Consider the following 13,904-nt stretch of genomic DNA (forward strand, 5'->3'; position numbering starts at 1 on the left):
GACCCCGGGGGTGGCACAGGCGAGCATGCGCGTGTCGTCGCCTGGTCGACGGAGCTTCGAGCCGTTCACGAACGGCTGCGTCAGGCACTCCGCGTCGCGCAGGAGGAAGCCGCGGCGGGGCGAGCATCGGAGTCCGCCGGCCGGGAGCTCCTCCTGTTCTGCCACGGCTTCTGCGCGGCGTTGACGGGACATCACGAGGGCGAGGACCGGGAGCTCTTTCTCGGTCCGCTCTGACGGATCAGCCCACCGAGCTCACTCCGCCGGCAATCCCACCTTGGGCTTGGCCCAGGACCGACCGCGGGTGTCCTTGAGGATGTCGTACTCGACGTCCACGTGCGGCTCGATCGCGCTGTACTTGTCGTTCGGCGCGCCGATGATCAGCTGGAAGCCGAGGCCGCGCCACGCGCCGATCGCGCGCTTGGTGAAGTGCGCGTCGGCCTTGATCAGCGCCTCATCGAGGAACACCGGGGCGTACCGCGGTCGCTCCGACCCGGCGTCGCCGAGCTGGTAGCGCAGGGCCGCGCCGACGATGAAGGCGATCAGTTCCTGCGACTCGCCGCCGGACTTCTCACCGATGTGGTCGTACAGCGCGACGTGCTCGCCGCTGTCCGCCCGTACCCGCTCCGCGCTGACGCGGACGTGATTGCGCACGTCGATCAGCTCCGCGAAGTCCGGTGCGGAGCGACGGATCCGGTCGATCAGGCGCGCCATGCGCTGGTAGACGACCTCGCGCTCGGTCGGAGTGCTCGCCGTGTCGACCAGAGCCCGGACGGCGCGCAGCTCCTTGCGGAACCGCCGACGCACTTCGGACTGGCTCTCCCGCGGCGTGATCTGCAGTCGGTGGTCATCGTCGTAGAAGTCCAGGTCGCGCATGATCGCGTTGATCGGCTCGATGCGTTCTCGGATCTCCCGCAGGGAGCGGTTGAGCGTCGAATCCAGGAGCGTCAGATCGTTGCCGGACAGCTGCACCAGGCTGTCGCGCCACTCGGTGCGCAGCTCGTGCAGACCGCTGGTCTCAAGGTCGGTGAGGATGCGTTCGAAATCGAGGAAGGACGCGTCCGGGTCGGCCAGCAGGTTGGGATTCGGCCACTGGTCCAGGAAGGACTCGAGCGTGCGGCGCAGGCCGTCGCGCTGCTCACCGAGCGTGTCCTGCGCGGCGCGCTGGTCTTCGATCAGGCGCCGGGAGGCCTGGCTGAGGGCCGCGTCGAAACGCTTCAGCACCTCGCTCGGAGCACCTTCCGCGGACGTCCCCGCGTCGTCGAAGCGCTCGTCGAGGTAGGCGCGCTGATCCAGGCTGAGCGTTCGTGCGGATTCCTCCGCGGACTCCAGCGCGACGACCGCAGCATCAACCTCGTCGGTGATCGTCTCCCATGACACCGCCAGCCGCGCCTGCTCGGTCTTTGCGCTGCCGACCTTCTCCCGCAGCAAGGTGGCGGTCGCCTTCTTCGCGGCGATCTGGCGCTGCAGGTCGGTGATCCGGGGGTTTCCCTCGGCGACCTCGCCGAGCACCGTGTCCCAGCGCGCGATGTCCGCCTCGACCGTGGCCAGGTCCACCTGATCCCACGTCGTCTCTCGCACGCGGGCGTATGCGGCAGTGCGCTCCTGGAGAGAGTCCATGGCCGCGACGGCGACGGCCACCACGTCCTCCGCGTCCGCGAGTGCACCTCGTGCGGAGCGGATCTGCGCGTCCAGCTCGTCCACGCGTCGACTCGTCGAGAACCCGAGGACGTTGGCACGGCCGTGGCCACCGTGCGCGCCGCGGTCGCCCTCGGAACTCTGTCCGGTGATCGTCAGCGCGCGCCGATGGCCGGCGAGCTCGGCGGCGGAATCGACGCAGACGAACCCGAAGCGGTCTGCCAGCTGGCCCTGCAGCCACCCCGTGAAGGGGCTGCGCTTGTGGTCGAGGCGACCGGGGAGGGTGCGCGGGTCGGCGGCCGGGCCGTCCGCGAGTCCGGTGCGGGCGCCGACGTAGTGCAGCCGGTCAGCGGAGCGCACCGAATCGATCGCGGCGCGGAACGCGGGCAGGTCGTCGGTGTCGATCAGCAGCGTGGTGGCGAACCCGCCCAGGGCGAGGTTGAACGCACCGCGCCACGGTTCGAACTCGGTGCGCACCTCGATCAGCTCGGCGACGAAGGGGAGGTCCTCGGACGTCAGCCCGGCGGCGGTCGCGAGGGCGTCGCGGGCGTCGCGCAGGCGCTGGGGGATGTTGTCCTGGCGCTCGGACACGGCCGCCCGCTCGACCTCGGCGGCCGTGAGCGCCGAGCGATGGGCGTTGCGGGTGCCGACGGCGGCGGCCCAGTCATCGCGGACGCGCGCGGCTGCGGTGGCGTCGTCCGCGGCGTCACCGGCGGCGCGGAGCAGGGCGGTGAACTCCGCCTGGGTGTCGATTCGCGCGTCCAGCACGCGCAGGGCGTCGGCGAGGCGATCACGCTCCTGGCGGACGCGCGTCGCGGCGGCCTCGGCGCGGCGGAGTTCGCGACGTGCGGCGTCCAGGCGGTCGCCGCCCTCGGCGCGGATCAGGTCCGTGAGGCCCTCCACCTCCGACTCGGTGGCGGCGGCCAGCGCCTCGTGCTCTCGAACCACGGCCTCGGCGGCCAGAGTGCGCGAGCGCAGCTCGGTCTCGACCTCGCGCAGCAGAGTCAGGCGACGCTCGTCCCGCCAGAGCGAGGCGAGGGAGTCGGCGTCGGCGAACTGGCCGATCGCGTCGATCAGGCGCAGCCGCTCGGCGGCGTCCTCGATGCGGACCCGCATGTCCCGGATCGGGGTGAGCGTGCGCACCTGGCGCTCTGCGGTCAGCATGCGGGTGCGCGTGTCCTCGAGCCCGTCGAAGTGAGACACGACGGAGTCGGCCACGGCGAGCGCCTCCGGCTCCTCCAGCACCATGCGCTTGTAGAGATCATCGACGGTGGTGATCTGCTGGCCGGCCTGAATGCGGGCGAGAAGGCTCATCGCCTTCGCCCCGGCACCGGCCGCGCCGATGCCGAGCACGCCATGCAGTCGGGCGGAGAACTCCCGGTCGGTGGGCATCGTCTCCAGGCCGGTGGCGCGGACGGCGGAATCGGCGAAGTGGTCGCGGGCGGCGCTCTCCAGGCTCGCCAGATCGAACGGCCCCGCGATGGTGGCACGCACGCGGACCGTGTCATCGACCACCCGCGCCGCGGCGGGGATGTACCAGGCGCGCACCGCGGTGAAGCGGGAGCCGTCGTGGTCGAGCCAGGTCATGGCGATGGCCGTCCAGGTGTCGGTGCCGTCGCCGCGCAGCACCCGGACCTTCGTGCCCTCCGCCGTTCGGGACTCGTCCAGCTTGCCGCGACCGTAGGAGAGGATATTGCGCTGCTCCACGCCGCGCGGCTTGCCGACCACGGCGCCGTTGGACGCGCCGTTGAACGGGGTGGTGTGCGGCATCATCAGGGCGATGTACGCGTCCATCAGGGTGGACTTCCCCGATCCGGATCCGCCGCAGAGCAGCGTGGCGGCGGGGGAGAAGCGAACCCGATGCGCGCCGTCGTAGCCGCCCCAGTTCACCAGCTGCAGTTCGTCTGCGACCCACTGCTGGCCCCGGGAGGCAGCCGGGATCAGTCCGAACAGGGTGTCCAGCATCGTCACAGCGCGACCTCGTTCTCGTCGGTGTCGTCTTCTTCCTCAGCGGCGGACGGGTCCGCGGCCTGCTCGGTCAGCCAGTCGCGGAGCTCGCGCAGACGGGTGGCGCTGAGCAGCACCTCCACGAGCGGACTGATCAGGAAGCGTCCCTCGGACTCCTCCTCGAGCAGGCCCTCCTGACGCAGGCGCGCGATCGCGCTTCGGATGGTCTTCTGCCGCCGCGCGGTATTGCCGTGCGAGGCCGGGAAGTAGGTCAGCACGGTCTGCTCGATCTCCTCGACGTCCACGCGCGCGGACCCCTCGCCGGCCGTGGTCTCGCGCTGATGGACCGTGCGCAGGTGCACGAGCACGAGCGTCTCGGCCCGCGAGTACGCCTCGTCGCGGAGCAGGATCGGGATCTCCAGGTCGTCCGAGCGCACCTGCTCCTTATAGGCGACGCCGCGGGCGTGGTCCACGACGAGCCGAATGAACAGGTCGTTCAGGCGCGATTCGATCGTGGTGCGGTGCTCCATGAGCACGTTCCACTCGGGGCGGTTCTTGCTCGCGAGCAGGAACCGGCGCTGCAGGAGACGGACGAGCACGCGCCGGACATCGGGATCCAGGACGCCGCGGTCGCCGGCGAACACCTCGTCGGCGTCGTGCTCCATCGCGACGGGCGCGATGAATGCTTCAACCTCGGTCTCTGTCGTGTCCTCAGTCATCCTCAGGCTCCTTCGTGGTGCGCGCGGTGACGGCCCCGAACGCGAATCGGCGGCTGGTGCCGTCCGGACGGCGGGCCTCGGCGATCGAGACCTCCGCCCCTTCGCTCATGCCGTTGCGGTGCGCGATCTCCAGCAGACCCAGCAGGTCGACCGGGCGTCGAGTGTCCTCGTCGGCACCCGCGAATGCGGCGGCCAAGTCGAAACGGTCGCCGAGCGTCGCGACGTAACGCTCCAGCTCCGGGTAGTGCGGGCCGCCCCACGCGCGACTGTCGTCGTCGGTGAACTCGACCTCGTCGGCCTCGGTCAGGGGCGCCGGCTCCGCGACCGGACGCAGGTCGTGGAGCGTCTGGCGCAGATGCCCGGTGTCGGCGACGGCGAACGTGTGCACCGGATCGACGCGCTCGGTCGCGCCGCCGTGCTGCATCAGGGTCTGCATGCCGCTCATCACGGAGCGGAGCAGGTCGTCGATCTGCCGGTCCCGGACCGGGTCATGCGTACGCACCTGCGCCGTGATGACCTGAGAGGCACGGCGCTGCGCGGTCAGGACCTTCTGCACACCCTGCTCGACGTGGCGGCCGATGGCGTCGAGGTCGGAGCGCTGCGCGGTGTCCAGCAGGCGCGAGAACGGCTGCGTGAGGACGGACTGCAGGTGCGTGGCGAGCCGCTCGATCTGGTCCGGGTCCCCGATCAGGCGGAGCGCACCCTGGAAGGCGCGGCCCTCGGGGGTGGACTGCATGACGTGGCGGCCGCGCTCGAGGTACTCGCGCAGGACGTCGCCCGTGGGGCGGACGTCGCGGCGCAGTTCTGCGACGACGTCGCGCTGCATCGCGGTGATCGATTCAGCGACACGGGCGAAGTCCGCCGGGAGCTCGCGGCCGAGGTGGAGCACGTTCTCGGCCTCTTCGAGCAGCTGCTCGTCCTCGACGGGCTCGGCCTCGTCGGCCTCCAGTCGGGCGATCTCCGCGTCGAGCGCGTCGCGCTCCTCGTGGAGCAGGGCGATGCGGTGCTCCGGATCGGTGGCGGAATCGCGCGCGAGGCGGTCCACGGCCTCCAACAGGGTGCGGACGCGCGAGCGGGAGACGCGGGCGCGTCCGCCGCCGGCGCGTCCGGCGATCTCCAGGGCGCCGACCGCGTGCGCGGTCAGGCGATACGTCTCCACGTCGCCCTCGATCTGCGGCGCGAGCCAGCCCACGCGGACCCAGTACCGACAGATCTCGCGCGCGGTGCCGCTCGGCAGGTGGCGGTCGGCGGCGTCCGTGCTGCGCAGTTCCTCGAGCGCCTCGCCGATCTCCGCGTGCGCATCGGCGACGGCGACAGCCGGTCGGTCCGGCGTGAAGACGACGGAGAGCACGGCGACGACGAACGGCGCGTAGCGACCGTGCAGCAGGTCGAGCATGGGGTTTCGGAACGCGGCCGCCGAACGCTGATAGGCGGCCTCCGCGCGGGTCGGGGGCATCCTTCCCAGTTTATTCGCTCGCGCGGCACGGGCCGTTCCGTCCTCCGGTTCGCTGCGTGGGCTCGCCTCTGCGGGCGGCTGGTACCTATCCCGGGGTGTGCTCGCGGCCGTATCGTGGGCGCACACCCCTGGAGGCACCGATGTCGAGGACGCGCGAGCGGAGTTCCCGGTACCGGGCGGCCACCCTGAGCGGGGCCGTCCTGCTGTTCGGGTTGACGGCGTGCACGGGTCCCGCGCCGACCTCCCCGGAACCGTCGCGCCAGCCCGTCTCGTCGTCGGCGCCGGAGAGCCTCTCCGCGTCCGCCGCGGAGCCAGTAGCCGATGTGCCCGCCACGATCGCGGAGGATCTCGACGCCCCGTGGTCGCTCGCGTTCATCGACGATCGGGCGCTGGTGAGCGAACGGGACTCGGGGCGCATCGTCGAGGTTTCCGCGAGCGGTGCGGTGCGCGAGGTCGGTGTGATCGCGGACGTCGCCGCCGGTGGGGAGGGGGGCCAGCTCGGTATCGCCGTCCGGGAGGGGTTCCTGTACGCCTATCTCACGACGGCCGACGGCAATCGCGTCCAGCGGCAGCGACTCTCCGGCGGTGCGGGGGCGTGGGCGCTCGGACCGCCCGAAATGCTGCTGACCGGCGTGCCCGCCGCGCGGAACCACAACGGTGGCCGCATCGCATTCGGCCCGGATGGGAAGCTGTACGTCACGGTGGGGGACGCCGGGAATCGGGCTGCGGCGCAGGAACTCGACTCCCTCTCCGGGAAGATCCTTCGGATGGAGCCGGACGGCGCGGTGCCTGCGGACAATCCGTTCCCCGGCTCCCTCGTCTACAGCCTCGGCCATCGCAATCCGCAGGGGATCGGCTGGGGTCCCGACGGCACGATGTACGCCAGCGAATTCGGACAGGACACGTGGGATGAGCTGAACGTCATCGCGGCCGGACAGAACTACGGCTGGCCGGTGGTGGAGGGCATCGCCGGAGACGCTCGTTACGTCGACCCCGTGCAGCAGTGGGCTCCGGCGGAGGCGAGCCCCAGTGGCCTGGCGGTCACTGATGAGGCCATCGTCATCGCCAACCTGCGCGGGCAACGGTTGCGGACGGTGCCGCTCGATGATCTGGGCTCATCGGTGGAGAGCTTCGTGGGGGAGTACGGCCGGCTGCGAGATGTCGCCGTGGCGCCGGATGGAACGCTGTGGGTGGTCACGAACAACACCGACGGACGTGGGGATCCGCGCCCGGGAGATGATCGGATTCTCCGCATTCCGGTCCCGAGCGCGTGACGGGGGTGGGACCGTCGGTGCAGACGACGAATCCCCCGGATCTCTCCAGGGGATTCGCGGTGATGGTGGGCGATGCCGGGCTCGAACCGACGACCTCTTCCGTGTGAAGGAAGCGCGCTACCAGCTGCGCCAATCGCCCATCTGTCCTTGCGGACTCCACGATACTAACGTACTTTCCGGGCCGTCCCGTGCACCGTCCGGGCGCCCGGGCGCGTCCTCGGGGGACCTGCTGCGGGACACGCGCGGGGGTGGGTGAGATTTGCGGCCCGCTCGATATCGGGTAATGTAGTTCGAGTCGTCAGGGCGGAAGTTCTGAAGGCGATGCGGATGTAGCGCAGTTGGTAGCGCATAACCTTGCCAAGGTTAGGGTCGCGAGTTCGAGTCTCGTCATCCGCTCGAGTGCGAGTCTCCCTCCGGGGGGAAACGCCACGTGGTTACAACCACAACGGTGGCGTGGCCGAGTGGCTAGGCACCGGCCTGCAAAGCCGTTTACACGGGTTCGAATCCCGTCGCCACCTCGCATGACACAACTGAACAGCCCATTGGGCGCGATTGGCGCAGCGGTAGCGCGCTTCCCTGACACGGAAGAGGTCACTGGTTCGATCCCAGTATCGCGCACAGACGAAAACCCCCGGCTTGCCGGGGGTTTTCTTGTTTCTCGGGTTGCCCAGAACGAACGGACCGACTCGCGCAGCCGCCGGCAACAGGGGCGCCTCGCCGGCGCAGTGACGCGGCAGCCCTTGCATGCGAGTCGGGCAAAGGGTTCCTTCCCCTGGGCCGGTCGCGGTGTAATCTGTAACTACAGATATACCGCGCCACGCAGCGCAGCAGACAAGGAGCCGCACATGTCCACGATCTTCGATGACCACATCATCGGTGCCCCGTACGAGCGTGTGTTCTTCGAGCCGGGCGCGGAGCTGCAGTACGTGCGCAACTACATCGACCTCCTCGGGGGAACGGTCGAGTACGACTTCCGCATCGCTGAGTACTTCAGCCTGCGCGTGATCGGTCTGCAGTCGCCGCTCGGCAACGTCTCGCTCGTGGCGATCGCCGCAGAGGATCGCGCGAAGCTGCCTGCCTTCATCCAGAACACCAACACGATGTTCGTCGTCGACTCCATCGACGCGGTCTACGACAAGGCGCGGGCCGCGGGCATCCCGATCCTGCAGCCGCGTACGGAGAACATCATGGGTGCGCAGGGGCGCCTGGAGATCGCGCCGGGGTACATCCTCGAGCTTGCCGAGGCTACGAACGAGAGCCTCTTCCACCCGGATGTCGAGGCGATGGGACTCCCGGCGTCTCGATGATGTCGACGGCACCTTTCGCGCGATGACGCGGGCCAGCCGTACCTGATCGCAGGGTGGATCAAGACTGCGCCAGACGCTTCGTGCGCATCACCCGCTGGCCGACGACGGCGCTGTGCTCCGCCACTCGGTGGTGAGGTGCGGTCCGTTGATCGTCAGGGGATGAGCAGGATCTTGCCGATGTGGTCGGAGGACTCCATGAGGCGGTGCGCTTCTGTGGCTTCGGCGAGTGGGAAGGTCGTGTGCACGATGGGGCGGATGGAGCCATCGGCGACTCGCGGCCACACGTGCTCGCGCACGTCGGTGACGATCGCCACGCGCTCGGCGAGCGGGCGGGCGCGCAGGCTGGTGGAGCGGATGGTCCCGCGCTTGCGCATCAGGTACCGGAAATCGAGCTCGCCGGGCGACGGGTCCATCGAGGCGATGTTGGCGATGCGGCCGTTCGTGCGCAGGGCGTGGACGTTGCGGGCGAGGTAGCTGCCGCCGACCATGTCGAGGATGACGTCCGCACCTCCGAGGTCGTCCTTCACGCGTTGAACGAAGTCCTCGGTGCGGTAGTTGATCAGCACCTCGGCACCCAGCCGCCGACACGCTTCGAGCTTCTCGAGCGTCGACGCAGTGACGGCCACTCGCGCTCCGAACTCGACACCCATCTGGATCGCCGTCGTCCCGATTCCGCTTGAACCGCCGTGCACCAGCAGGTTCTCTCCGGGTTGCAGGCCGGCGAGCTGGAAGACGTTCGACCACACCGTGCAGACGGTCTCCATCAGCGCTGCGGCATCGGCCAGGGCGACGCCGGCCGGCACCGGCAGAGCCAGCCGGCCGTCGACCACGACCTGCTCGGCGTATCCACCGCCGGACAGCAGAGCGCACACCTCATCACCGACACTGTGGCCGGAACCCGGACCCGCCCACGACACGCGGCCGGACGCCTCCAGGCCGAGCCAAGCCGGAGCACCGGCGGGCGGGGGATAGGCGCCTTGACGCTGGGCGACATCCGCGCGATTGACCCCCGCAGCAGCGACGTCGATCACGATGTCGCCGGGTCCGGGCTCCGGAACCTCGACGTCGACGACACTGAGTACGCTCGCGTCGCCGGGGCTGGTGGCAATGATCGCCTTCATCGGAATCCTCCGGTTTCGAGGGGCGCGCCTGCGCAAATGAGCCGGCGGGCCGATTATCTCGCGCGCCGATGATGCCGTGCCAGCTCCGTCGCGTGGCGGTGACGTGCCACCGAGGAGCGCAGGGTGTCGGGGCGCCGGGCATGGCTCGCGCCAGACCCGGTCAGCCTCAGAAGGGGATCTCGTCGTCGGCGGTGTCTGGGGTGAAGACGACGGTGCGCGGGGGATGGTCGGTGTACGTCGTGCCCAGCGGACTGGTCCATCGGATGATGCCGCCGGGGAGGTTGTCGGCCCTCCACCTCGTGTGGTGCTTGAGCGTGTGATGTCGACGGCAGAAGTGGCCGAGGTTCTGGATGGCGGTGGGCCCGCCCAACGCCGCGTCCACGGTGTGATCGGCATCCGAGCGAATCGCCGGATATCCGCACCCGGGGAACCGGCAGTGCTCGTCTCGGACCCTCAGGATCCGGCGCTGGGCGGCGGAAGGCCGATAGCGGTCCACCGAGAGGACGTTCTGTGAGACGGGGTCGATGAACAGGCGGTCCCAGCCGGGAGCGAGGGCGGCGAGGGAACGGGCCGTGTCGGAATCGATCGGGCCGTGGCCGACGAGCTCGGCACCTGACTCGACGGCACCGGTGAGAACGGGCGTGGGAATGTTCACCTGCACGTGCGCCCGGATCGAAGCGACGGCGTCTCCGGCGGCGGCCGGGTCGGTGGTCAGGAGCAGGTCGGCGAAGACGTCGGCTTCGATCTGTCCGATGGTGCGCTGATCGGGAGCCTCCTCGGCGTCCGTGCGGCGCCGCGTGATGTGACGAGCGAACCGGTTGAGGCGGTCCTTGATGGCGTGCGCGAGAACGCTCGGAACGATCGCGGTGACCTCGCACATGCCGTCTTCGATGTCGCGCGTGAACACGCATCGCTCGTCTCTGGCGGCGCGGTGCCGATCATCGATCGAGCTCGTGCGAGCGCGCTCGGCCGGCATGGCGATCCGCGCGCGGAGCCGGCCGGGGGAATGCTGTTCGGCGATTCCGACGGCGAGTTCGTCGAAGTCCGCCCGCCGAACGTCGTCCTCGATCGGGCCTCCGGCGCGCAGAATCACTCGGGCGTGAGCGAGTGTGATCCGCCCGGCCTCCAGGGCCGCATGGGTGAAGGGGAACCGGTGCACGAGCATCGCCGCGTCGGCGAGCTCGCCCTGGACGTAGCGGTCACTGACTCGCAGGGCGGCCCCGAGCTCGGCGCTCACGTCACGGATGATCAGTTCGTGCTCCTGTGATCGCGCCGACGCCTGCTCGGCGCGGAACTCGGCCAGGTCGAATGCCGCGTCCAGGACGGATGCGCGTCGCGCCTGCAAGCAGGCGATCTGCCTGTCGATGTCCCGCGCGTCCCCGACGATGGCGCCGAGCCGCTCGTCGGAGCCGCGACCGAACTCACCGCCGGAGGGGTGCCATCGGGAGTTGGGATCGGGGGGTTCTGGTTCCCTTGCCATGAGACCATTCTCCCACGACATTCGAATATAAAAACGAACTGCAGTACTCCGCCTTTTTATCCACAGGTCGGCGTCGAGCTCGCTCAATATCCACAGCCGCAACGGTCTGGAGAAGTGAAACGACGCCGGTCGATCTGATCTCCTGGAAGCCGGATTCGGGGTGACGTAACCTGAATCAGGCTCCTTCTCATTCGTAGAGAACTACGAATGAGAAGGAGCCTCGGCGCGCCTTGGTTGCCCGCGACAGCTTTCTACAGCTCGCCGATGACCGCGAGGACGCGCTCGGTGGCAGCGGCATCACCGATGGTGATGCGGATGCCGTCGCCGAGGCGGCGCAGAGAGACCGCGTGGCATGCGGCCGCGGTTTCGACGGCGTCCGGGTCGCGCGGCTCGAACCAGACGAAGTTGGCCTGCGACTCGATCGGCTCTTCGCCCGCAGCGCGCAGCGCATCGGCGATCACGCGACGACCGCGCTGCACCTCGGTGACGTGAGCGGCGAGGCCGTCCGCGTCGGCGAGGACGGACAGCGCGGCCTGCTCGGCGATCGCCGTGACGGCGAACGTCGGGCGGATCCGCCACAGGGCGTCGGCGAGCTCGGGGGAGAGGATCGCGTATCCGATCCGGAGTCCGGCGAGGCCGTACGCCTTGGAGAAGGTGCGCGTCAGCGCGACGTTCGGGTATCGGGCGAACGCGTCGAGGCCGTCGAGCGCGTCCGGATCGTCCACGTACTCGAGGTAGGCCTCATCGAGGACGACCAGCACGTGTTCCGGGACCCGGGCCATGAAGGCGTCGAACGCATCGCGCGTGATGACGGCGCCGGTGGGGTTGTTGGGCGTGCAGAGGATGACCGCGCAGGTGCCCGGTCCGATCGCGTCCGCCATCGCGTCGAGGTCGTTCGCGCCGCCGGTGCTCAGTGGAATCGGACGGCCGCGGGCGCCCGCCACCTCCACGATGATCGGGTACGCCTCGAAGGAGCGCCACGGGAAGACGACCTCGGCACGCTCGCCATCGCGCGGGACGACGGCGTCGAGGATCAGCCGCAGCGCGCCGAGGCTGCCGCTCTCGGTGATGATCTGCGCCGCAGGAACACCGGTGGCCGCAGCCAGGGCGTTGCGGAGTTCGGTCGTGGCGGGGTCCGGGTACCGGTTGAACGCGACGCTCTCGACGAGCGCGGCCCGGGCGGCTGGTGAGAGCCCGTCGGAGCGCTCGTTCGAGGAGAGCTTGAGCGGCGCCAGCCCCGGTACGGCGGGTGCGGGCTTGCCGGCGCGGTACTCCGGCAGGGAAGCGAGCTCCGGACGCGGGGTCGGCGCGGCGCTCATGCAGGGACCGCTTCGCTCTCGAAGTCCTCGTCACCCGTGATGGAGCGATCCGGGACGTACTGGTACTTCTTCGCGAGCGGGTAGTACACCGCGAAGGTGACGATGATCGCGACGATCCAGGAGATGTCCGCCCCTCCCATCGCCGTGGCGATCGGGCCCGTGTAGATGGCCTGGTTCATGAAGGGGAACTGCACCACGACGCCGAGGAAGTAGCAGCCGATCGCGATCCAGTTGAAGGCCCCGTACGGGCCGCGCGCGTCGTAGAGCGCGGGGATGTTCACCTTCTCCTTGGAGACCAGGTAGTAGTCCACGAGGTTGATGACGCTCCACGGCACGAACACGGACAGGAGCGCGAGCACGAAGTTCTTGAACACGGCGAGGAACCCGACCTCGTTGGCGATGATCGCGAGCACCAGGGCGAGCAGCGTGAACGACACGATGACGGCGGTCCGGACGGCCTGCGAGATGCGCACCTGCTTGGTCCAGGCGGTCACGATCGTCATGATGCACATGAAGCCGCCGTATGCGTTCAGCGAGTTGATTGAGAGCTTGTTGATCACGATCACGGCGTAGATGATGATCGCGATGGCGCCGCCGCCGGCGATGCTGCCGAGAGTGCCGACCTGGCTGCCCAGGAACTCACCGGCCCCGACGGTTCCGGCGATCAGGACACCGAGGGTCATCGCCAGCTGCGCACCGATGACCGAGCCGAGGAACGTGGACCAGAACGTCGCGCGGACGGTGGTCTTGCTGGGCAGGTAGCGGGAGTAGTCGGCGACGTACGGGGCGAAGGTCATCTGCCACCCGGCCGCGAGAGCGACGGCGAGCAGGAACGACGACATGCTGAAGTCGACCTGTCCGAACGCGGAATGCACGTCGTAACCGAGGGAGAGGCGGATCGCCACGTACCCGAATCCGAGGGCGCCGATGACTGAGGCGATCTTGCCGACGATGTGGATCAATCGGTAGCCGACGACCGCGACGAACGTGGTGAGCAGGCCGAAGACGATCATGCCGAGGATGGGGATGTCCCACCCGAACATGAGGTTGATCGCCTGGCCGCAGAGCACGACGCCGGTCATCTGGAAGCCCAGGTACATCAGGATCGTGAGGACCAGCGGGAGTGCGGCACCCTTCACTCCGAACTGGACGCGGCTGGAGATCATCTGCGGGACACCGAGGTGCGGACCCTGTGCGGAGTGCAGCGCCATGGTGATGCCACCGATGAGGTTGCCGAGGAAGAGGCCGATGATCGCGGCCGTCGCCTCGGTGCCGAACGTCACGGCGATGGCACCGTCGACGATGGCGGTGATCTGCATGTTCACGCCGAACCAGAGCGTGAACTGGTTGCCGGCGCGACCATGACGCTCGCGCTCGGCACGCGCTCAATGGTGCGGATCTCTCGGGTCAGAACGCCCGGCTCTGGGCTGTTCGCTGCGGTCGTCATCGGCCGGTCCTCCTTGTGGCTGAATGCTCAGCCGTCGCCAGACGTCTCCAAAAAAGGTGGGGGTTGCTGGATATGACGAGGCTACGAATACGCGCGTCCGCCGGGGCTCGAAAACGGGAGGTCCTGTCTGGGATCTCAGACGAACGGACACCGCCTCCGGACGGGGTGTCGGCGGTGCCGCGTAGATTTCCCGCGTGAC

The 13,904-nt window shown here is 69.2% G+C and carries 9 protein-coding genes and 4 tRNA genes; 5 read left to right on the forward strand and 8 right to left on the reverse strand.

Going from position 1 to position 13,904, the window contains the following annotated elements; translation table 11 throughout:
* Positions 1–252: 252 nt before the first annotated feature.
* From BN1193_RS04525 to BN1193_RS04535, 3 genes are read right to left on the reverse strand one after another with little or no spacing between them, the layout of a single operon-like run.
* Positions 253–3,606, reverse strand: coding sequence for an ATP-binding protein (locus BN1193_RS04525; RefSeq protein WP_040164342.1), 3,354 nt, complete (start codon positions 3,604–3,606; stop codon positions 253–255).
* The gene (locus BN1193_RS04530; protein ID WP_040164343.1) at positions 3,603–4,301 is read right to left on the reverse strand and encodes a DUF4194 domain-containing protein; all 699 of its coding nucleotides are present in this window, start codon (positions 4,299–4,301) and stop codon (positions 3,603–3,605) included. The genes BN1193_RS04525 and BN1193_RS04530 overlap by 4 nt, the downstream gene beginning before the upstream one ends.
* Positions 4,294–5,757: a DUF3375 domain-containing protein gene (locus BN1193_RS04535; RefSeq protein WP_040164344.1), complete on the reverse strand. Its 1,464-nt coding sequence runs from the start codon at positions 5,755–5,757 to the stop codon at positions 4,294–4,296. The genes BN1193_RS04530 and BN1193_RS04535 overlap by 8 nt, the downstream gene beginning before the upstream one ends.
* 140 nt (positions 5,758–5,897) lie before the next feature.
* Between BN1193_RS04535 and BN1193_RS04540 the strand changes: the two genes are divergently transcribed.
* Complete coding sequence (locus BN1193_RS04540) at positions 5,898–7,031, forward strand: PQQ-dependent sugar dehydrogenase (protein ID WP_040164345.1); 1,134 nt, start codon at positions 5,898–5,900, stop codon at positions 7,029–7,031.
* Positions 7,032–7,094: 63 nt separating this feature from the next.
* Here BN1193_RS04540 and BN1193_RS04545 read toward each other — a convergent pair.
* A tRNA-Val gene (locus BN1193_RS04545) sits at positions 7,095–7,170 on the reverse strand.
* A gap of 184 nt (positions 7,171–7,354) precedes the next feature.
* Between BN1193_RS04545 and BN1193_RS04550 the strand changes: the two genes are divergently transcribed.
* The 4 genes from BN1193_RS04550 (at position 7,355) to BN1193_RS04565 (ending at position 8,338) form a co-directional block, all read left to right on the forward strand.
* Positions 7,355–7,427, forward strand: a tRNA-Gly gene (locus tag BN1193_RS04550).
* Positions 7,428–7,478: 51 nt separating this feature from the next.
* Positions 7,479–7,549, forward strand: a tRNA-Cys gene (locus BN1193_RS04555).
* A gap of 28 nt (positions 7,550–7,577) precedes the next feature.
* A tRNA-Val gene (locus BN1193_RS04560) sits at positions 7,578–7,649 on the forward strand.
* A gap of 227 nt (positions 7,650–7,876) precedes the next feature.
* Entirely contained in the window at positions 7,877–8,338 is a 462-nt protein-coding gene (locus BN1193_RS04565; protein ID WP_040164346.1) for a VOC family protein, read from the forward strand.
* Positions 8,339–8,490: 152 nt separating this feature from the next.
* Here the strand turns inward: BN1193_RS04565 and BN1193_RS04570 are convergent, their stop codons facing one another.
* From BN1193_RS04570 to BN1193_RS04585, 4 genes are all read right to left on the reverse strand, one after another.
* Positions 8,491–9,459, reverse strand: coding sequence for an NAD(P)H-quinone oxidoreductase (locus tag BN1193_RS04570; RefSeq protein ID WP_040164347.1), 969 nt, complete (start codon positions 9,457–9,459; stop codon positions 8,491–8,493).
* 166 nt (positions 9,460–9,625) lie between these two features.
* Complete coding sequence (locus BN1193_RS04575) at positions 9,626–10,939, reverse strand: HNH endonuclease signature motif containing protein (protein WP_195907799.1); 1,314 nt, start codon at positions 10,937–10,939, stop codon at positions 9,626–9,628.
* 251 nt (positions 10,940–11,190) lie between these two features.
* The gene (locus BN1193_RS04580; protein ID WP_040164348.1) at positions 11,191–12,258 is read right to left on the reverse strand and encodes an aminotransferase class I/II-fold pyridoxal phosphate-dependent enzyme; all 1,068 of its coding nucleotides are present in this window, start codon (positions 12,256–12,258) and stop codon (positions 11,191–11,193) included.
* A complete protein-coding gene (locus BN1193_RS04585; RefSeq protein WP_230206421.1) occupies positions 12,255–13,577 on the reverse strand; it encodes a purine-cytosine permease family protein in 1,323 nt (440 codons plus the stop codon). The genes BN1193_RS04580 and BN1193_RS04585 overlap by 4 nt, the downstream gene beginning before the upstream one ends.
* Positions 13,578–13,904: the final 327 nt, after the last annotated feature.

Origin of the sequence: Microbacterium gorillae, assembly GCF_000826185.2 — a bacterium.
GTDB classification, from domain to species: domain Bacteria; phylum Actinomycetota; class Actinomycetes; order Actinomycetales; family Microbacteriaceae; genus Microbacterium; species Microbacterium gorillae.